The organism is Hydrogenophaga sp. BPS33 (assembly GCF_009859475.1).
Classification (GTDB): domain Bacteria; phylum Pseudomonadota; class Gammaproteobacteria; order Burkholderiales; family Burkholderiaceae_C; genus Hydrogenophaga.
This window is the reverse complement of record NZ_CP044549.1, coordinates 555,970-575,106: the sequence shown is the minus strand read 5'-3', so window position 1 is coordinate 575,106 and position 19,137 is coordinate 555,970. Positions and strand designations below refer to the sequence as shown.

General features: G+C 67.5%; 20 protein-coding genes. 5 read left to right on the top strand and 15 right to left on the bottom strand.

All coding sequences use genetic code 11. The features are described 5' to 3' along the window. Positions 1 to 6 precede the first annotated feature (6 nt). From dmpE to F9K07_RS02690, 12 genes are all read right to left on the bottom strand, one after another. The gene (gene dmpE / locus F9K07_RS02745) at positions 7 to 789 is read right to left on the bottom strand and encodes a 2-oxopent-4-enoate hydratase (protein ID WP_159589146.1); all 783 of its coding nucleotides are present in this window, start codon (positions 787 to 789) and stop codon (positions 7 to 9) included. Between the two features lie 13 nt (positions 790 to 802). Next, the gene (locus F9K07_RS02740; protein WP_159589144.1) at positions 803 to 2,257 is read right to left on the bottom strand and encodes a 2-hydroxymuconic semialdehyde dehydrogenase; all 1,455 of its coding nucleotides are present in this window, start codon (positions 2,255 to 2,257) and stop codon (positions 803 to 805) included. Positions 2,258 to 2,346: 89 nt separating this feature from the next. Next, positions 2,347 to 3,192 carry an alpha/beta fold hydrolase gene (locus F9K07_RS02735; protein WP_159589142.1) on the bottom strand — a complete coding sequence of 282 codons (846 nt, stop codon included), beginning with the start codon at positions 3,190 to 3,192 and terminating at the stop codon, positions 2,347 to 2,349. A 25-nt stretch (positions 3,193 to 3,217) separates the two neighbouring features. Then, positions 3,218 to 3,646, bottom strand: a complete 429-nt coding sequence (locus F9K07_RS02730; protein ID WP_159589140.1) for a GlcG/HbpS family heme-binding protein — start codon at positions 3,644 to 3,646, stop codon at positions 3,218 to 3,220. Between the two features lie 177 nt (positions 3,647 to 3,823). Then, the gene (locus tag F9K07_RS02725; RefSeq protein WP_159589138.1) at positions 3,824 to 4,768 is read right to left on the bottom strand and encodes a catechol 2,3-dioxygenase; all 945 of its coding nucleotides are present in this window, start codon (positions 4,766 to 4,768) and stop codon (positions 3,824 to 3,826) included. Between the two features lie 18 nt (positions 4,769 to 4,786). Then, positions 4,787 to 5,146: a 2Fe-2S iron-sulfur cluster binding domain-containing protein gene (locus F9K07_RS02720; RefSeq protein WP_159589136.1), complete on the bottom strand. Its 360-nt coding sequence runs from the start codon at positions 5,144 to 5,146 to the stop codon at positions 4,787 to 4,789. Between the two features lie 13 nt (positions 5,147 to 5,159). After that, positions 5,160 to 6,224: an NADH:ubiquinone reductase (Na(+)-transporting) subunit F gene (locus F9K07_RS02715; protein WP_159589134.1), complete on the bottom strand. Its 1,065-nt coding sequence runs from the start codon at positions 6,222 to 6,224 to the stop codon at positions 5,160 to 5,162. An 18-nt stretch (positions 6,225 to 6,242) separates the two neighbouring features. Continuing rightward, the gene (locus F9K07_RS02710; protein ID WP_159589132.1) at positions 6,243 to 6,599 is read right to left on the bottom strand and encodes a phenol hydroxylase subunit P4; all 357 of its coding nucleotides are present in this window, start codon (positions 6,597 to 6,599) and stop codon (positions 6,243 to 6,245) included. Then, the gene (locus F9K07_RS02705) at positions 6,596 to 8,155 is read right to left on the bottom strand and encodes an aromatic/alkene/methane monooxygenase hydroxylase/oxygenase subunit alpha (RefSeq protein WP_159589130.1); all 1,560 of its coding nucleotides are present in this window, start codon (positions 8,153 to 8,155) and stop codon (positions 6,596 to 6,598) included. The genes F9K07_RS02710 and F9K07_RS02705 overlap by 4 nt, the downstream gene beginning before the upstream one ends. 22 nt (positions 8,156 to 8,177) lie before the next feature. Continuing rightward, entirely contained in the window at positions 8,178 to 8,447 is a 270-nt protein-coding gene (locus tag F9K07_RS02700; protein WP_159589128.1) for an MmoB/DmpM family protein, read from the bottom strand. Between the two features lie 41 nt (positions 8,448 to 8,488). Then, entirely contained in the window at positions 8,489 to 9,484 is a 996-nt protein-coding gene (locus F9K07_RS02695; RefSeq protein ID WP_159589126.1) for an aromatic/alkene monooxygenase hydroxylase subunit beta, read from the bottom strand. Between the two features lie 41 nt (positions 9,485 to 9,525). Then, positions 9,526 to 9,735, bottom strand: a complete 210-nt coding sequence (locus F9K07_RS02690) for a phenol hydroxylase subunit (RefSeq protein ID WP_159589124.1) — start codon at positions 9,733 to 9,735, stop codon at positions 9,526 to 9,528. Positions 9,736 to 9,990: 255 nt separating this feature from the next. On the opposite strand from F9K07_RS02690, the gene F9K07_RS02685 reads away from it, so the two are divergent. The 3 genes from F9K07_RS02685 (at position 9,991) to F9K07_RS02675 (ending at position 14,828) form a co-directional block, all read left to right on the top strand. Beyond that, on the top strand, positions 9,991 to 11,688 hold the full coding sequence (locus tag F9K07_RS02685) for a sigma-54-dependent Fis family transcriptional regulator (RefSeq protein WP_159596788.1): 1,698 nt from the start codon (positions 9,991 to 9,993) through the stop codon (positions 11,686 to 11,688). Between the two features lie 3 nt (positions 11,689 to 11,691). Next, positions 11,692 to 12,426 carry a GntR family transcriptional regulator gene (locus F9K07_RS02680; protein WP_159589122.1) on the top strand — a complete coding sequence of 245 codons (735 nt, stop codon included), beginning with the start codon at positions 11,692 to 11,694 and terminating at the stop codon, positions 12,424 to 12,426. 113 nt (positions 12,427 to 12,539) lie between these two features. Further along, positions 12,540 to 14,828: an SLC26A/SulP transporter family protein gene (locus F9K07_RS02675; protein WP_159589120.1), complete on the top strand. Its 2,289-nt coding sequence runs from the start codon at positions 12,540 to 12,542 to the stop codon at positions 14,826 to 14,828. A 6-nt stretch (positions 14,829 to 14,834) separates the two neighbouring features. On the opposite strand, the gene F9K07_RS02670 is transcribed toward F9K07_RS02675, so the two are convergent. The 3 genes from F9K07_RS02670 to F9K07_RS02660 form a co-directional block, all read right to left on the bottom strand. Beyond that, positions 14,835 to 15,863 carry a phosphotransferase family protein gene (locus F9K07_RS02670; protein ID WP_159589118.1) on the bottom strand — a complete coding sequence of 343 codons (1,029 nt, stop codon included), beginning with the start codon at positions 15,861 to 15,863 and terminating at the stop codon, positions 14,835 to 14,837. Further along, positions 15,860 to 16,630: an SDR family NAD(P)-dependent oxidoreductase gene (locus F9K07_RS02665; protein ID WP_159589116.1), complete on the bottom strand. Its 771-nt coding sequence runs from the start codon at positions 16,628 to 16,630 to the stop codon at positions 15,860 to 15,862. Before F9K07_RS02665 ends, F9K07_RS02670 begins: the two co-directional genes overlap by 4 nt. A gap of 61 nt (positions 16,631 to 16,691) precedes the next feature. Then, on the bottom strand, positions 16,692 to 17,876 hold the full coding sequence (locus F9K07_RS02660; RefSeq protein WP_159589114.1) for an acyl-CoA dehydrogenase family protein: 1,185 nt from the start codon (positions 17,874 to 17,876) through the stop codon (positions 16,692 to 16,694). A 122-nt stretch (positions 17,877 to 17,998) separates the two neighbouring features. Here F9K07_RS02660 and F9K07_RS02655 point away from each other — a divergent pair, with 122 nt between their 5' ends. Together F9K07_RS02655 and F9K07_RS32240 are read left to right on the top strand one after the other, a co-directional pair. Continuing rightward, positions 17,999 to 18,679: a GntR family transcriptional regulator gene (locus F9K07_RS02655; RefSeq protein WP_159589112.1), complete on the top strand. Its 681-nt coding sequence runs from the start codon at positions 17,999 to 18,001 to the stop codon at positions 18,677 to 18,679. An 80-nt stretch (positions 18,680 to 18,759) separates the two neighbouring features. After that, positions 18,760 to 19,062, top strand: coding sequence for a LysR substrate-binding domain-containing protein (locus tag F9K07_RS32240; protein ID WP_159596787.1), 303 nt, complete (start codon positions 18,760 to 18,762; stop codon positions 19,060 to 19,062). Positions 19,063 to 19,137 lie beyond the last annotated feature (75 nt).

Sequence of the window (19,137 nt, the reverse complement as noted above, 5' to 3'; positions counted from 1 at the left end):
TCTGGTTCAGATGAAGCGGACGCTGGTGCTGCCCAAGCCGCCGACGCTGCAGTGCAAGCTGTCGCCGGCCTTCACCGGCACCAGGGGCGATTGCGACCCGGACAAAATCACTTCGCCGGCCTTGAGCGCGATGCCCAGGCGGCCCAGCGTGTTGGCCAGCCACACCACCGCGTTGACCGGCGAGCCCTGCACGGCCGCGCCGGTGGAGGTGCTGACGATCTCGCCGTTCTTCTCCAGCACCATGCCGGCCAGGGCCAGGTCCACATCGCGCGGGTCGCGCTTCGTGCCACCGAGCACCAGCACGCCGCACGAGGCGTTGTCGGCCACGGTGTCCTGGATCTTGATCTTCCAGTCCTGGATGCGCGAGTCGACGATTTCGAAGCACGGCATGACAAAGGCGGTGGCGCGCAGCACGTCGGCCGCCGTCACGCCCGGGCCTTGCAAGTCGCTCTTGAGCACGAAGGCGACCTCGGCCTCGGCCTTGGGCGCGATCATGCTGTCGGCGCGGATGGCCTCGCCCTCGTGCACCACCATGCCCGAGAGCAGTTGGCCGAAGTCGGGCTGGTCCACCTTGAGCATGTCCATCACCACCTTGCTGGTCACGCCGATCTTCTTGCCGACCACGGTCTCGCCCGCGTCCAGGCGGCGCTGGATCATGCGCAGCTGGATGCGGTAGGCGTCGTCGAGGGTGATCGACGATTCGCGGTCGGTCAGCGGCGGGACGGCCTTGCGATCGATCAGGGCCTGGTACAGCTCGTCGCCGTACTGCTGGATTTTTTTGTCGTCCATGGTGTGTCTTTCTTCAGAGCTTTACCATTACGTTTCGAAGCTCGGTGTAGAACTCAAGGGAATGCACGCCGCCTTCGCGGCCGATGCCCGAGGCCTTGCTGCCGCCGAAGGCGGTGCGCAAATCGCGCAGGAACCAGCTGTTGATCCAGCACAGCCCCACGTGCACTTCGCGGCCCATGCGGTGCGCGGTGCCCAGGTTCTGCGTCCACACGGTGGTGGCCAGGCCGTAGTCGGTGTCGTTGGCCAGGGCGATGGCTTCGTCGACGGTGTCGAAGGGCGCGATGTGGCAGCAGGGGCCGAAGATTTCTTCGCGCACCACGCTGGCGGTTTCGGGCAGGCCGGTCCAGATCGTGGGCTGCACCCAATGGCCGTCCTTCAACGCGGCGGGCATGTCGGGCACGCCGCCACCGGTGACGATGGTCGCGCCTTCGGCTTTGGCCTTCTCGTAGTAGCCCAGCACCTTCTGCTGGTGTTCGCGCGAGATCAGCGGTCCCAGGCCCACGCCCGGTTCTTCCGAGGAGCCGATCTTCAAACCCTCGGCTTTGGCCTTGAGCGCCTGCACGAATTGGTCGAAGATGGGCCGCTGCACATAGACGCGCTCGGTGCCCAGGCAGACCTGGCCGCAGTTCTCGAAAGCGCTGCGGGTGATGCCGGCCACGGCTTTGTCGAAGTCCGCATCGGCGAACACGATGCCGGCGTTCTTGCCGCCGAGCTCGAAGCTCACCGGGCGCACGCCCTTGGCGGCCGCCGCCATGATGGCTTCGCCGGTGCGCGTCTCGCCGGTGAAGGTGATCGCGTCGACCTCGGGGTGCTGCGTGAGGAAGGCGCCGGCCGAGTCCGGGCCGAAGCCGTGCACCACGTTGTAGACACCATCGGGAATGCCGACCGCCTTCATCACCTCGCCCAGCAGCGTGGCCGTGGCGGGCGTTTCTTCCGAGGGCTTGACGATCACGGTGTTGCCGCAGGCCAATGCCGGGCCGACTTTCCAGGTCATGAGCAGCAGCGGCAGGTTCCAGGGGCACACCACGCCGATCACGCCGACCGGCGTGCGCACGGCGTAGCTCAGGGCCGTGCCGCCGTCGGGCGTGGTCATCTCGAAGCTCTCGGTGGGCACGTTCTTCACGACGTCGGCGAAGACCTTGAAGTTGGCCGCGCCGCGCGGGATGTCGATGTGCGAGGCGAGCGAATGGGGCTTTCCGGTGTCGGCCATTTCGGCGGCCAGGAAGTCGTCGAAGCGGCGGTTGATTTCGTCGGCCACGGCGTAGAGCAGCTCGACGCGCCTGTTCACGCCCATGCGGCCCCATTCGCCCTTGAGCGCGGCGCGCGCGGCTTTCACCGCCGCGTCCACCTCGGCCTTGCCGGCCTCGTGCACCAAGCCGATCACGCGGTTGTCGACCGGTGCGCGGTTCTCGAAGGTTTTGTCCGTGGCGACGAAGCTGCCGCCGATGAAGTTAAGGAATTGTTTCATCTCAGTTCGTCCTGCATTCGTCGAAGGGTTCTCGCGATGTGGGCTGGAATGGGCTTCGACAAGCTCAGCCCGAACGGGTGTTTTTCATATCAATGGCGCGGTGGAAGGGTGGCGTCGGCCTCGGCGAGGAAGTCACCCACCAACCGGTTGAAGCGCGCCGCGTGTTCGATCTGCGTCCAGTGGCCGCATTGGCCGAACACGTGGAGCTGGCTGTTGGGAATCCATTGCGCCAGGGTCAGCGAATTGGCCAGCGGGATCACGCGGTCCTCGCGGCCGTGCAGCACCAGCGTCTCGTGCGGCAAGGCGCGGATGTCGGCGGCGGGGCTGCACATCGCATCCACCCAGCGCTGGCGCGGCGCGGGGAACATGGCCGAGAACGATTCGTGAAAGCCGGGCCGGATGCTGGCCTCGTAGCGCAGCTGCGCGAGCTCGTCGGTGGCCAGCGCGGGGTTGTGGGCGAACACGTCGAGCAGCGCGCGCATGGTCTTGAACGACGGCTCGTAGCCCCACACCGCGTCCAGCCCGGGTGTGATGTCGAAGGGCACGCCGACCGCGCCCATGAGCACCAGGCGCCGCACGCGCTGCGGATGGCGAACGGCCAGGGCGAGCGCGAGCGCGCCGCCAAAGGAGTTGCCCACCAGATCGGCGCGCTGAATCTCCAGCGCGTCGAGCACACCCACCGCCTGCGCCACCCAGCTGTCCATCGAGTAGGTGTGGCCGGCGGGCCGGTCGCTGTAGCCAAAGCCCACCATGTCGGGTGCGATCACGCGGGCGCGTTGCGACAGCGCAGGCAGGCTCAGCCGCCAGTTGGCCCAGGCAGAAACACCGGGGCCGGAGCCGTGGATCATCAGCAGCGGCGCGCCGCTGCCCACGTCGTGCAGGTTGGTGCGGATGCCGGCAGCGCTCACTGTGCGGCCGATTTCGGGATTGCTCATGGTGTGTGACTGAGAGAAATTTTTTTCAAGCCAGATCCAGCGCGGCCAAGCCGGCCTGTGCGATCTGTTCGTCCTGCTGTTCGCTGCCGCCCGAGACGCCGATGGCGCCGATGCACTGGCCGCCTTCGACGATGGGCACACCGCCACCGAAAGCCACGAAGCGCGGGCGCTGCACCAGCCCTTCGCGCACGGCGGGCGAGTGCGACTGCAGCACCTCGCTCCAGCGTGCGGTGGGCAAGCCGAAGCTCGCGGCGGTGTAGGCCTTGTCGATCGCGATGTCGATCGAATGCAGCGGCGCGCCCGGCATGCGCAGGAAGCCGGCGAGGATGCCGCTGGCATCGACCAGGGCGACGTTGACGCGCACGTCCATCGCCTGCGCAGCCTGCACCGCCGCCGTGGCCGCCGCTTGCGCGGCAGGCCAGTCGATCACGCTGTGGCTCACGGCATGTTTCATCTCAGCACTCCAACATCTGAAACGGTGGCGCTCCAACCCTCTCCGTTCGCCCTGAGCCTGGCCTGTCCTGAGCTTGTCGAAGGGTCGAAGGGTTCTTGCGATGTGCGCGTGGAAAGGCTTGGACAAGCTCAGCCCGAACGGAGGTTGAGGCGGGGCACCGAGGGAACGCGGGTTGGGTCATGTGTAGACCTCGGTGAACGAAGGAACCAGATCGCCCGTGTGAAAGAAGATCCCGCTGCCCAGGCGGTCTTCGCTCCAGGTCGTCACCGGCCGGTCGCGCTGCGCCAGGTAACCCAGACCCGCGAAGGTCTCGTTGCGGTTGCCGCTCGGGTCGAAGAAGTAGATCGTCTCGCCGCGCGTGATGCCGTGGCGCGTGGGCGCGACGTCGATGCGCGTCTTGGTCTTGGCCATCACGTCCGCCGCCTTCAACACGTCGTGCCACGAGTCGAGGAAGTAGGCGATGTGGTGCAGGCCGCTGGTGGGCGCGCCCACGAAAGCGATGTCGTGCGGCGTGGTGGTGCAGGCCATCCAGGTGGCGGCCTGGATGTTGCCGTCGGGACCGACCATGACCTGTTCGGTGAGGAAGAAGTCCAGCGCCTCGGCCATGAAGCGCGTGTTGTCGGCCACGGTGTTCACGCCTTCGGGCGGGTTCATCTCGCACATCAGCAGGATGTGGTCCATCCAGTGTGCGCCCGCACCCTTGAGGCCATCGGGCCAGGGGTCGGGGCTTTGTGTGCCCACGTCCGTACCGACGTATTCCTTCATCGCGTACAGCCGCATCTCGTGGCCGCTGGGCAGCTTGAACTGCAGCATGCGCCCGGTGGCCGGCAACGTGCCTTCGGGCAGCAGCGTGGCGTTCACCCCCCAGGCTTCGATCTTGGCTTTCAGCGCGTCGAGGTCCTCGTCCTTCTCGACCTTGTAAGCCATGTGGTCCATGCCGGCGCGGTCCGAGGGCGTGAGGATCAGCGAGTACTTGTCCCACTCGTCCCAACACTTCAGGTACACATTGCCGGCCTTGTCGACCATCGTTGTCTTGAGGCCGAGCACGTTCTCGTAGTGCTTGACCGCCGCGTCGATGTCCATCACCCGCAGGTTGACATGTCCTATTCGCATCACACCCATCATTCGTCTCCTGGTTGGTTACTGCTGGTTTGGCGCAGCGGGCGTGGGGCCCGCCGCTCTGGAAAAAGGTTTGTGCAATTTGCCGGCGATCTCCAGCGTGACGGCACAGGTCGGCGCGACGCGGCAGGCCAGCGTGACGCCGTCGCACTCCTCGGCCGCGCTCACGTGCGCGCGGCTCACCGGCCCGAGCGCACTCACCACGCCGGTGACGATGCGCACCTTGCACACGCCGCAGCCGCCGTTGACACAGCCCACGGGGATGCCCTTGCGGCCCAGGCGCAACATGCCGCGCAACAGGCTTTCGTTGGTGGCGCAGGCGTAGGTCTCGCCGGTCTGCGCAACACAAACGTCTACCTTGGGTCGGGTATCAAACACCATGTCCGCCTCGTCGTCACAGACGCTGGAACAGCGGGCTGCGCGCGTTCTGCGCATCGGCCGCCGAGAGGAATTTCTCGGTGAAGATGTCGCGCTCGAACAGGCGGCCCTGCATGAGCGTGCCGATGCAGGCTTCCACCATCGGCGGCGGGCCGCACAGGTAGGCCTGATGGCCGGCGAAGCCGCCACCGAAGTGCGCCTTCGCAGCCTCGTGCACGAAGCCGCGCGCACCATCCCAGTCCGAGCCTTCGGGCTCGTTCGAGAGCGTGGGCACGTAGTGGAAGTTCGGGTGCCGCGCGGCGAGCGCGCGGAACTCGGCGTCGTAGTACAGCTCCTCGCGCGTGCGCTGGCCGTACACCAGCGTGATCGGCAAGCTGCAGCCGCCTTCGAGCAGGTCAAGAATCATCGAACGCGGGCTGGACAAGCCCGACCCACCGGCCATGAACACCTTGGGCCGCGCGACCGCGCTGCGCACGAAGAAGCGACCGTAGGGGCCCGCCAGCCGCAGGCGATCGCCCTCCTTCAATTGCCCGTGCAGGTAGCCCGTGCCTTTGCCGCCGGCGACGATGCGCACGTTGAGCTCGATCTCGTTGAAGCCGTTGACCGTGGCTGGCGAGTTGGCGATGGAGAAGGCGCGGCTTTCACCGAGCCCCGGGATCTCCAACTGCACGTACTGGCCAGCCTGGAAGTCGATCGGTTTGTCGATCGCGATGTGCAAGGCCTTGATGGTGGGCGTGAGCGAGACGATGCGGCGCACCGTGCCGGCGAAGTCGCGCACCGGGATCACGCGCGCATCGGGCTCGTCTTCGATCTCGGCTTCGATCGTGGTGTCGCACTGCAGCGTGGCACAGCAAGCCAGGGTCTTGCCTTCGTCGCGCTCGACTTCCATCAGCGCAAACGGGTTGGCGTGGCCGTGGTCCACCTCGCCATCGCACACCTGCACCTTGCAAGTGCCACACAGGCCGTGGCCGCAGGCGTGCGGAATGTAGATGCCCTGGCGCAAAGCCGCGTCGAGCAGACTCTGACCTTCTTCCACGTCGATGGTGGTGCCCAGCGGTTCGATCGTCAGTTGGTAGGCCATGGCAGTGCTCCGTCGCGCTCAGCTGTGCGAGCCGCCGATACCGGTGAGGCCCGGCGTGCGAAAGCGGATCACGTTCTTGTGCGTCAAGCCGTTCTCGGCCAGCGACTTGGCGGGGTCCGGCGCCCAGGGCCGGCCCGATTTGAGCCACTCCACCTGCGCCCAGTCGATCTTCTCGAAGTCCGGGTGTTCGCCGTAGACGCCGGGCAGCACGGCCGTGGACAGCGCGCCAAACGGCATGTCGGGCGGCAGCGGCAGGCACACCGGCGAGCAGACCATCAGGTGGTCGTCCCAGCCGATGTAGAGCAGTGGGGCGGGAAAGTTCTCGCGCACGTCCTTCGCGGGGAAGTCATACGCTCCGATGGCAACAACGCTCATGCCTGTTCTCCCCGGGGTGCATCGCCGCGCCAGGCGGCAAAGTTCTTCTGGTCTTGCGAGCCTTCGAAGTCGAAGTTGTCCGCGCCAACATTGATCTGGTAGTGCTTGAGCACAGCAGCCAGCGGATCAAAGCCTTCCACCGTCGGGTCGGTGCCGGGGTCGAAGCAGTTGCCCTGGTAGATCTGGTGCACCGGCAGCCAGCTCTGCACGTACTTCTCGGGTTCGTCGTCGAAGATTTCCTTGCAGTGGTCGCTGCAGAAGTGGTGCTGGTTGCCGCGCCAGTCGCTCTCGCGGTAGCAAATCGTGGCCGCGTCACCGGGCTCGGTAAAGAACATCGGCACCTGGCACACGTTGCACAGCATGGGCAGCGTCTTGCTGTAGAAGCGCTTGCCGGCTTGCTGCTGGGTTCGGTAGTGCTCCAGGCGCGGACGGTAGAGCTGGTTGAAGGTGGTCGGGTACTTCTCTGCCAGCCAGTCCATCTCCTCGTCGGTGGGCACCCAGGTGTGGAAGGCGGCCGCGGCGCTGTAGTTGTAGAAGGTGTTCCAGGCCTGGTGGCTGATGTGGTCCTTGCCTTCGCAGGCGTCCTTCCAGCCCTTGGGCTCGCGGATGCCGTAGCGCGCCAGGTCCTTGAACAGCGCGCCGCCGTTCTGCTCGGCGTACATCTCCCAGGCTTCCTTCCAGCTCATCACGCGCTTGGGCAGCATGTAGTCCTGCATCATGGCCACCAGCGTGAGCAGGCGGTAGCCGCGCCAGAACCACTTGTCGATCCACTTCTGCACGATCGGCACGTTGGCCGGGTCCTGTTCGAGCAGGAACTTGATGCACTCGATGCCCAGCGTCATGTGGCGGCTCTCGTCGCTCTGCGCGCTGAAGCCGAAGGTGACGGTGGACATGTCGCCGTTGTGCGCCGCGCCGCTCATGAAAGGCACGAACAGCAGGTTGGTCAGCACGTACTCGAACGAGAAACTGACGGCCACCAGGAATTCGAACGGGCCACCGGTGATGGCGTCTTCAAAGAACGACTTGGGCACCGAGAGGTACCACACGCGGTCGAACCAGTGGTGCGCGTTGTGCAGGCCGTTGAAATACTTGTTGTAGTGCGAGAGCGCGTGCGTTTCGGTCTGGTAGTGGCGCAGCTCGTCGATCGACTGCATCTGCGCCGCCACGCGCGCGCCTTCACCGGTGAACTGGCGACCGACGTGCGCAAAGCCCCGGTGTGCGTAGTACTCCAGCGGGGTCACGCCCTGCAAGAACAGCTTGAGCGCATTGATGTAGCGCGCGTCGCTCACGCCGAGCTGGCCGTTGTTCTGCGCGAAGGCCTCAATCACGGCGTAGAGCTTCTTCTCCTTCTCTCCCTGGTACTTCCAGTAGGCGTCCATGGTGAGGCGGAACGGGTCCTGCCACTGGTCCCAGTCGTGGATCTTGATGCCTTCGTACTTGTCGTACGGGAACACCTTGTCCATCGGCTGGTAGCTGGTTTCCCAGCCCAGGCCTCGGGTCATGGCGGCGTAGCGGTCTTTCAGACCGAGTTTTTTCTTGGTGACGCGGGTGTCCATGTGTATGTCTCCGGTGTGTGATTCAGTGTGTCCAGCTCAGGGTGAGCTGGTCGTCGTCCTCGTCGATGTAGCCCGAGAGGGTCACGAGGTTGACGTGCAGTTGCTGCAGGTCGTAGGGGCGGCCGGTCTGTTCTTCGATCGTGGCGCGGCGGATCTGCAGGCGGTTGGGCGCGTCGATCTTCACCAGGCCGGGCGAATGCACGACCACGGCGGTGGGGTTGTCGGCGACGATGGCGTCGACCAGTGGGCGCGACTCTTCGTTGTGCTGGAAGGCGATGAACACGTTGGACATGGAAGTTCCTGGTGAGGTCGTGAAGCGGTCGTGAAGAGAGTTCAGCCGCGCACGCCGGCCTTGCGGCAGCGCTCGAACAGCAGCGCGGCAGCGTCGTCCAGAGCGCGCGCCCCGACTTCGCCCAGCGCCAGGCGGGCCACGGGTGCGAGCGCTTCCAGCGCGCTTTCGGTCCAGGTTTGCACCCAGTTGGTGATGAGCGTGCGGTTGGCGTCGGACTCGGCGGCGGCGGTCTTGACCACGGCATCGACCCAGCGTGCGCTCTCGTCGTGCCACTCGGGCATGAAAGCGGTCAACATAGCCACAGCGGTGCCGCCTTGCAGCGCGATGTGGTCGTCCACAAAGCTGCCGTAGACCAGTGGGTACAACAGGCCGTCGAGCACCAGGTTCTGCGCCACGAACAACTCGAACGGGTCTTGCACCACCAGCGTGTCCTCGACCAGGCGGCGCAAGGGCTGCCAGTGCGGGTCGTCGAGCCACGCCTGCTTGCCGTCGTCCAGCACCGAGGGCTCGTCCAGCGTGAGGCCCAGGCGCGTGAGGTACTGCGCGATGCCCAGGTTGTCCATGGCATGGAACATGGCCGGCGCGGTGAACACATTGCCGTAGCCATAGGCACAGATCGAGGCGTTGTTCATGTTGGCGCCCCAGGCTACATGGCGCAGCGGCATCAACACCTGCAGCGACTGGCGGCGCTGCGCTTCGTGGATCTTGTCGACCATGCCGCGCGACTCGACGAAATGGAAGTTCGCTTCCATCGTTTCCTGCTGGCGCGCGCGCGCCATGGCCCAGCTGGCGTAGTAGAACTGGCGCGGGTCTTTCAACACCGACCAGTCGGCCAGCACGAGCTGGCTGCGCGAGGCGTCAAAGATCTGGTGCGCCGGGTCCCAGGTCGGGCGGTAGTGGAAGTTCGCCATCGGCTGTGCGCCGTAGGTCGCCTCCTGGTAGCGCGAGGCCGGTTTGTCGTTGCCGACCACCTTGGCCACGTGCGAATACGTGTTGCGCAGCGTCTTGATTTCACGCGCCTGCAGGTCGATGTTCATCAGCGGTCTCCTCTTTCGGTGTGTGAGGGTGGGAATCGGATTCAGGCGTCCAGCCGCTGCGCCCGGTTGGCGGCGCAAAAGGCGTGGAACGCAGGCTCGGGCAACAACAACTCGCACGCCAGCTCGGGCCAGCCAATCGCGAACTCGAACGCGATCAGGCCGTCGGGCCGCTGTTCGAGCACGCGCACAAAACGCTGTGTCGTGTCGACCGCGGGCAGTCGGGTGGGGTGGGGGCAGTGCAGGGTTGGCATGCCGAGCCCTATCGCAGAGCGCGTGCCAGGCTCAACAGAATCTCGATAAACCTAGGGTAATCCCCGGGGTTTTGAGCCGACTGCGGGCCGTTTTTGACCGGAGAACGGCCGATGCTTGAGCGCTGCAGTGGGGCTTTGTGCGCCGCATCATGCGCTTTTGATCACGCGGCGAGGGGCCAAAGTGATCATTTGATGAACGCCGACACCCTGGAAAACGCCAAGGACAGCACGGCGCGACTTATCGATAATTTGGCCATGACCGACCCGACGCGCCCCCCCGCTCCCCAGCTGCCGCCAGACGCCGACCTGCGGCGGATGGTTCATTTCTCGGCCGGCGACGGTCGCATCTGGCTGGCGGGCCAACGCATGGTGCTCGTGCACACCGCCGCGCTCGGCGCCCTGCGGCGCGAGTTCATGAGCACGCTGGGCCGCGAACACACCCGCCGCCTGCTCATGCGCGCGGGCTACGCGTCGGGCGAGCGCGACGCGGCGCTGGCGCGGCAGGTGCGTGGGGACGCGTCGGTGCTCGACATGTTCGCGGTCGGGCCCCAGTTGCACGCGCTGGAGGGCGCGGTACAGGTCACGCCCGAGACGTGCGAGATCGATATCGCGGCCGGCCGTTTCAACGGGACGTTCCGCTGGGACCATTCCTGGGAGGTCGAGACCCATGTGCGCGACTTCGGACCGCAGGACGAACCGGTGTGCTGGATGTTGCTCGGCTATGCCTCGGGTTACACCAGCGCGTTCATGGGCCGCCCCACGCTGTTCAAGGAAGTGGCTTGTGCGGCCTGCGGGCATGCCTCGTGCCGCATCGAGGGCCGGGTGCTGGCCGATTGGCCCGATGCCGAGGCCATGGCCGCCGACTACGCGGCCGACTCCATGATCGTGCGGCTGGAAGATTTGCAGGCGCAGGTCGACACCTTGCGCTCCCGGCTGCAACCGGCGGACGAACTGGGCGAGTTGGTCGGCCGCTCCAAGGCCTTCGACGCGGCCGCGCGCCTGCTGAGCAAGGCCGCGGCCACGCAGGTCACGGTGTTGTTGACGGGCGAGACGGGCGTGGGCAAAGAGCGTTTCGCGCGCGCGCTGCACGCCATGAGCCCGCGCGCCGACAAGCCCTTCGTCGCGGTGAACTGCGCCGCGCTGCCGGCCGAGCTGATCGAGAGCGAGTTGTTCGGTGCCGAGAAAGGCGCCTTCACCGGCGCGGGCGCGGCGCGCCCCGGGCGCTTCGAACGCGCCGACGGCGGCACGCTGATGCTCGACGAGCTGGGCGAGCTGCCGCTGACGGCGCAGGCCAAGCTGTTGCGCGTGCTGCAACAGGGCGAGATCGAGCGCCTGGGCGGCACGCAGGCGCGCAAGGTCGACGTGCGCGTGGTCGCGGCGACCAACGTCGACCTGGAGGCCGCCGTGGCCAGCGGGCGTTTCCGCAGCGACCTGATGTACCGCCTCAACGTGTACCCGATCCGCATTCCGCCGCTGCGCGAGCGGGTGGACGACATCGAGCCGCTGGCCGAGCATCTGCTGAACCGCTTCGGCGCGCTGCATGGCAAGCGCGTGCCCGGCTTCACCGACCGCGCGCTCGACGCCATGCGCGGCTACCCCTGGCCGGGCAACGTGCGCGAGTTGGAGAACCTGATCGAACGCGGGGTAATCCTCGCCAGCGCCGGCGAGCCGGTGGACGTGCACGAGCTCTTCCCCACGTTGCCCGAGCAGAGGCCACCGCTCACCGTCAACGCCCACGGCGAACTGGAGCGCGGCGCACCGAGCTGCGGCCCGGCTCTGTACGACGACTTGCTCGCGCGTGGCATGAGCCTGGACCAGCTCGAAGACGCGCTGATCCAGGAGGCCGTGCAGCGCGCCGGCGGCAACCTCGCGGGCGCGGCGCGGGCGCTCGGCCTCACGCGGGCGCAACTGAGCTACCGGCTGCAGCGCGTGCACGACCGCGCGAAGGAATGAGCGATGGCCAAGCGCGTATTCCTCTCCCTGGTGAGCGATGCCGAGAACGGCAACGGCGACAACGGCCACGATGCGGCATCGCGCACCTTGATCGAGCGCAGCTACACGCAGTTGCGCGACGACATCGTCGAAGGCCGGCTGGCGCCCGGCGAGAAATTGCGGGTGGAGCACTTGCGCACGCGCTACGGGGTGGGCGCGGGCACGCTGCGCGAGGCCATCACACGGCTGGTGAGCGATGCGCTCGTGGTCGCCGAGGGCCAGCGCGGGTTCCGCGTCGCGCCAATGGCGCTGGCCGACCTGGAAGACCTGACGCAGCTGCGCGTGCACATCGAAATAGAAGCGCTGCGCCAGTCGATCCGGCACGGTGGCGCGACCTGGCGCGCCCAGCTGCAGCAGGCGTACGACGAGCTGTCGGCCTTCGAACAACCGATCCTGCCGCAGCGGCGCGCCCACTGGGAACAATGCAATGTGCGCTTTCATGAAGCCTTGATCGACGCGTGCGACTCGCCCTGGACGAGGAAGGTGCTGCGGCTGCTGAGCCGCCACAGCGAGCGCTACCGGCGCTACGCGATCGATCTTCCCGGCAGCCGGCGCGATGTGCACGCGGAACACCGGCAGATCTTCGAGGCCGCGATGGCGCGCCAGGAAGCGCGTGCGGCCCTGGCGCTGGAGGCGCACATCCGCGCCACGCCCGATCTGCTGGCACGCGCGCAGGAAGACGGCCGCGTCGCGCTGTAGCAGACAACGGCGCATCGCCCGGGCTTCTTCGGGTATACATGGCCGGTTGCGCGCGGCTGGGCGACTTGCCCCGCGTTCGCAGCACCTCCTTCGGACACAGGGGTGCCCAGCACATGGCTTCTTTCGAGCAATGGTGGTCGTGGACCCGCAGCAACGGCCTGCGGCTGACGGGTGTCGCCTGGTCGCACGCGCCCGAGAGCATGGCCTACGGGCTGCTGGCACTGGCCCCACTGGGCACGGCCACGGGGCCACGCGCCATGGCCATGGCCCTGCTGGGCGCGGTGGTGGCCAACCTGGTGGCCACGCTGGCGGGTGCCGGACGGCTGGTGACGGCGCCGCGCCCGGCCTTCGCCCTGCTCACCGCGGGGTTGGTCACGGCGCTGACGGCCTACCAAGGCCCCAGCGGCCCTCTGTCTCCCGCGGTGGTGCTGGCGCTGGTGGCCTTGGGCCTGATGGCGGCGGGCGTGCTGCAGATGCTGCTGGGCGCGCTGCACTTTGGCGACATGGTCAAGTACACGCCGCACCCGGTTCGTGCGGCGTTGCTGAGCGCCGTGGGTGTCTTGCTGTTGATCGGCGCCCTGCCCGCGGCCCTGGGGGCAGGCTTCGGCCAGGCTTTGGCGCCGGCCCTGGCGGGCGCGGTGCCCGGCGCGGTGCTGGTGGCGCTCAGCACCATGGGCGTGACCGCCTTTGCCGCGCGCCGGCGCACGCCCCTGCCCCCCATGGTGTGGGGATTGATCGCGGGCGCGGCGCTGCACGCCGGGCTGCAGGCGCTCGGGCAGCCGGCGGGTCCGCGCATCGGCGTTCCCGAACTCGCAGTACCCTGGTTTGCCCATCTGAACGGCGCCGCCTGGGTGGTGGAGCTGGTCTCGCAGCGCGCGCTCTGGCTGCCGCTGCTGGTGTTCGCGGCCACCGTGGCGGCGTTCGGCGCGCTGGACACCTTGCTGGCCACCTCGGTCGTGGACGGGCGGCTGCGCCGCTCGCGCGACGCCAACCGCGAGCTGCGCGCCCAGGGCATCGCCAATGTGCTGGCGGGCTTCGCGGGCGGCCTGCCCAACTCCCCCTCGGTGGTGCGCTCGCTCGAACTGATGGACGCCGCGCCCCACACGCGGCGCAGCGGCGTGGTGTACACGGCGGCGCTGCTGGCCCTGCTGGTGCTCGTGCCCCAGTTGCTGGGGTGGTTGCCGGTCAGTGCGATCGGCGGCGCGCTGCTCCTGCAAGGCGTGCGGATCATCGACCCCGGGCTGTGGCGCACACCCGCCCTGCTGCGGCGCCGCGCCAGCGGGGACCAGGCGTACGACGCGACCCAGCGGCGCCTGCTGGTCGAGAACTGGGGCGTCGCCCTGGCGGTGGTCGCCATCAGCGTCGGCCTGGGCCTGGCGGCCGCTGTGGCCACCGGTGCGGCGCTCGCGGTGCTGCTGTTCGTGCGCGCCCACATGCAACAGGTGGTGCGCAGCCAGCACACGGGGGCGCTGCGGCGCTCCATGAAGGTGCGCCCACCCGAGGCGGCCGAACGCCTGCAGCAGCATGGCGAGCGCACCGTGCTGCTGGAGTTGCAAGGCGCCCTGTTCTTCGGCACGGCAGACACCGTGCGCGCCAGTCTTGACGCACTGGCCCCATCCGTGCAGACCGTGGTGCTGGATCTGTTTCTCGTCGACGAGATCGACGCCACCGGCGCGCGCATCCTGCTCGAGGTGGCCGAAGACTGGGCACGGCAGGGACGGCATCTGGTGGCCGCCGAGTGGGCCGATCGGGACCCGCGGCGGCGCATCGTCGAGGCCGTCGGCCGCTCGGCGGGCCTGCCGCCCCTGGTGTTCGCGCGCGATGTCGACCGCGCACTGGAAGCCGCCGAAGACCGGCTGCTGGCGAGCACGGGCTCGGCGTTGGCGCCGCACGCCGCGATCACCCTGGAGCAGACCTTGCTGGCCCAGGGGCTGAACCCGGCCGAACTGAGCCTCCTGCGCGGCGAGTTGCACACACGCCAGATCGAACCTGGCGCGCTGCTGTTTCGCCAGGGCGATCCGGCCGATGGTCTCTACCTCACGTTGCAGGGCGACGTCGGCATCCGCTTGCCGGGCAATGAGCGCCGCCTGGTGTCGTTCGCGCCGGGATCGATGGTGGGTGAGATGGCCGCGCTCTCGCGCGTCGCGCGGTCGGCCGATGCGGTGGCCGAGACCGCGCTGACCGTGGTGTGGCTGCCGAACGAGGCGCTGGACCGTTTGCGCCGCGAGCAGCCGGCGCTGGCGGCCAAGCTGTTGAACAACATCGCGCTGCACCTCGCCGGTCGACTGCGTGGGGTGACGCAGGACCTGTCCGCCTGGGTGGCCCGCACCGGGCCGGCCTCCACCACCATGGCGCGCAACACCGAAGCGGCCGACGCCGACGCGCGCGGTGCGGCGCACTGAAGCGCATCAAGCCCGGCTGGCGGCGTAGCGCTGCGCGCGCTCCCACCCAATGCTCGCCAACGGCGCGGCCTTCGAGCCCGTCTCCACCGCATCGGCTCCCGCCGCCGTCCCATCGGCCGCGCGTTGCGCGATGCCATGAAGAATGGCGGCCATGCGGAACAGGTTGTAGGCCATGTAGTAGTCCCAGTGCTCGTCGAGTCCTTGCACACCGCGCGCGGCTTCGTACTGCCGGAGATAGTCCGACTCGCTCGGAATGCCCAAGGCCACCAGATCGAGCCCCCCGATACCGCGCCACAGCGTGGCCGGAATGTGCCAGCTCATGCCGTGGTAGGCGAAGTCGGCCAACGGGTGGCCGAGGGTGGACAACTCCCAGTCCAGCACGCCGATCACCCGGGCTTCGGTGGGGTGGAAGATCAGGTTGTCCAGGCGGTAGTCGCCATGCACCAGCGTGGTTTCGTCGCCCGGCGGCAGATGCTCGGGCAGCCATTCCATCAGGCGTTGCATGTCCTCGCTCAGTGGCAGCGTCGAGGCGCGGCACTGCTGCGACCAGCGCGCGATCTGGCGTTGCACGTACTGGCCCGTCTTGCCAAAACTCTCCAGCCCCACAGCCACGTGGTCGACGTTGTGCAAGGCCGCGATGACGCGGTTCATCTCGCGGTAGATCGCGCCGCGTTCTTCCTGGACCATGCCGGGCAGCGACTGGTCCATCATGACGCGCCCCTGCAGGAAGTCCATCACGTAGAACGGCGTGCCCAGCACCGATGCGTCCTCGCAGTACGCGACCATGCGCGGCACCGGCACCTCCGTGTCCTGCAAGGCGCGCATCACGCGGTACTCGCGGTCGATCGCGTGCGCACCGGGCAGCAGCGTGCCCGAGGGCTTCTTGCGCAGCACGTACGAACCGGCACGCGTGTCCAGCCGGAACGTCGGGTTGGACTGCCCCCCCGCGATCGGCTGCACGCGCAGGCCTTCGGTGGCCACACCCTGTTGCGCCAGGTAGGCGCGCAGGGCATCGAGGTTCAGGCTGGGGTTCATAGCGAACTGACCAGGTGTGCGCCGTCCACCGCCAACAGGCTGCCGGACATGGCCGCGCCCGCGTCGCTGGCCAGCAGCAGCAGGGGGCCATCGAGATCCGCCAGTTCACCGAAGCGGCGGCTGGGAATGCGGGACTTGAGTTTGTCGCCCGGCTCGCTCAACAGGAAATCGCGGTTCAGGTCGGTCACCACATAGCCCGGCATCAACGCGTTGACGCGGATCTTGTGCCGCGCCAGCTCCAGCGCCAGTGCCTTGGTGAGTTGCAACACGCCGGCCTTGGAGATCGCGTAGGGCGCCACGCCGCCCGCCACGCGTTCGCCCAAGATGGAGGCCACGTTGACGATGCTGCCACCCTTGCCCGCAGCCACCATGCGGCGCGCCGCTTCGGTGGCCACCAGCCAGGCGCCCTTGAGGTTGGTGTCGAGCACCTGGTCGTAGTCCTCGGGCGTTTGCTGCAACACGGACTTGGTGACGGTGACACCAGCGTTGTTGATCACCACATCGGGTGCGCCGTCGTCGGCGAGCGCGTCGAAACAGCGTGCCACGCTTTGCGGATCGGTGACGTCCAGCGCCACGGCTCGCGCCTGCGCGCCGCCTTGCTGCAGTTGCGCCACGAGCGCCTCCAGCTTGTCGGTGCGGCGCGCGGCCAATGAGACGCGTGCGCCCGCGTCCACCAGCAGTTGCGCGAAGTGCGCACCCAGGCCGCTGGAAGCGCCGGTCACCAGCACGTGTTGTCCATCGAGTCGGAAGCGGTCCAGCGCGCTCATGGGACTACCCTCCGTGCTGCGCACTGCGGGGCCGAGCGCCTTCGGAGCGGCCGTGCGGCGCTCATGCAGCGCTCCCGGTGGCCTGCCCCAGCGAATGCACCATCTTGCGCGCCATGCTCCAGCGGTGCACCTCGTTCGGGCCGTCGTAGACGCGGAAAGCGCGCATGTCAGTGAAGATGCGCATGACTTCTTTTTCCGCGGTCACGCCCTGCCCGCCGAGGATCTGCACGCTGCGGTCCACGACGCGCCACTCGGCTTCGGAGCACACCACCTTGGCGCGGCTCGACTCGAAGTTGCACTTGTGGCCCTGGTCCATCATCCAGGCGGTGTGCCAGATGTGCAGACGCGCGGTCTGCAGGTCCATGTCGTTGTCGGCCAGCATGAAGCCCACGCCTTCGTGCTCGACCAGCGGCTTGCCGAACGCACGGCGTTGGCTGGCGTATTCCAATGCCACTTCGTGCGCGCGGCGTGCCTGGCCGAGCCAGCGCATGCAATGCGTGAGGCGCGCGGGCGCCAGGCGCACCTGCGCATAACGAAAGCCCTTGCCCACTTCGCCCAGCACATCGCGGGCGGGAACACGCACATTGGTGAACCGAACCACGCAGTGGCCGCCGGTGAAGCAGCGGTCCATCGCGTCCATGCTGCGTTCCACCACGATGCCTTCGCGGTCCATGTCGCTCAGGAACATGGTGGCAGAGCCGTCTTCCATGCGCGCCATGATGATCACGTAGCTCGCACCCTCGGCTCCGGTGATGAGCCACTTCAATCCGTTGATGACGTAGTCGTCCCCATCGCGCACCGCCAGGGTCTGCAGCATGCCCGGATCGGCGCCAGCGCCCGGGCCGGGCTCGGTCATCGCGAAGCACGAACGCGTGTGGCCTTGCACCTGCGGGCGCAACCAGCGTTCCTTCTGCTCGGCGCTGGCGACCTCCTCCATCAGGTGGATGTTGCCCTCGTCGGGTGCGTGAATGTTCATGGCGGTCGGCCCCAGCCAGGAATAACCGGCCTCTTCGAACACCACCGCTTTCTCGATGTGCGACAAGGCCAGGCCGCCCAGCTCCTTCGAGGCATGGGGTGTGAGCAGGCCGTGCGCGCGGGCGCGGGCGACCAACTCGTTGCGCAGCTCCTCGGACGGACCGTGCGAGCTCTGGCGCTCGTCGTTTTCCAGCGGGATCACCTGCTCGGCGATGAAGCGGCGGGTGCGATCGCGCAACTCCAGCAGCGCGGGGGAAAGATCGAAATTCATGGGAGAGACCTCTTGGGGTGGAGTCGAACGGCATTCGACGTCAGGCCAGATTGTAGGATGATATTGCCCCACAATGTCATCCGACCTTGTTCTACACTCCTGGCACTTTTTTTCGAGTTTTCATGCCGACCCGCAAAGACGCCACGCCCACCCCCTCCGATGCCAGCTCCGACCCGAGCACGGCGGAGACGGTGTTCCACGGCATCGTGAACGGGCTGGAAACGGGCCAGTTCGTGCCGGGCCAACGCCTGGTGGAGACCGATCTGGCGGCGCAATTCGGGGTGGGGCGCAACTCGGTGCGCGAGGCGCTGCAACACCTGGCGGCCGACGGCGTGATCGACACCGTGCGGCACAAGGGCGCGGTGGTGCGCTCCTTGAGCCTGCAGGAAACGCTGGACGTGCTCGACGTCGCCGAACGCATGACCGGCCTGCTGGCGCGCAATGCCGCGCGGGCGGTGAAGAACGGCAACCCGGCCAAGGCCTTGTCGCAAGCGCTCGAGCGCCTGGCCGCGGCGGCCTCGTCCAGCAGCGAGGGTTTTGCGCAGGCACGGCGCCACTTCTACCGCGTGCTGCTGGACCTGGGTGGCAGCAAGGAACTGCGGCGCCTGCTGCGGGTGATCCACATGCCCATCGTGCACGCGCAATACCGCCTGGGTTCGCTGCGCGAGATGCGCCTGCGCGACTACGACACGATCGGGCGCGCGGTGCTGCGCGGGAATGAGGCCAAGGCCGACGAGGCGGGGGCGGCCCATGTGCGGCATGTGCGCACGGAGATCTTGAAGAAGGTCGGCGAGGAGGGCTGAGCGCGCCAGGTCCAGGTCCATGATTTCCACGCCCAACGCGTACGACAGTTTGCGATTTTCAAACTCATGCTTGCTCCTTTCTGCCGGAAGGCCACACGTTCATTCGGCGCAGGCAGCTCCACTTACGAGACTTCGTAGACGAAGAGTTCGTCATGTTCGCGCCTCTGTGGTTCGTGAGGTACGCCCAGATTGTGACTGCCTGCGATGCCGTCGGCTTTCAGCCCCGCATTGTTGAGGAAGCTCGACGCGCCGAGACCGTCATAGCCTTGGTCAGTGCCGGCACCGGCGTTGCCCTCATGCCCTCCACTATCCAGTTGTTGGCCATGCCGGCGCCGACTCCCCGCAGGCTGGTGCAGCGCTTAAGGGACCGTTGTCGGCGGTGATGGCACACGAGTCGATCACTCGCCAACGACCCCGCAATCGCAGCGGCAGTCGTTGCTGCGACCCCTTTCCCGAAA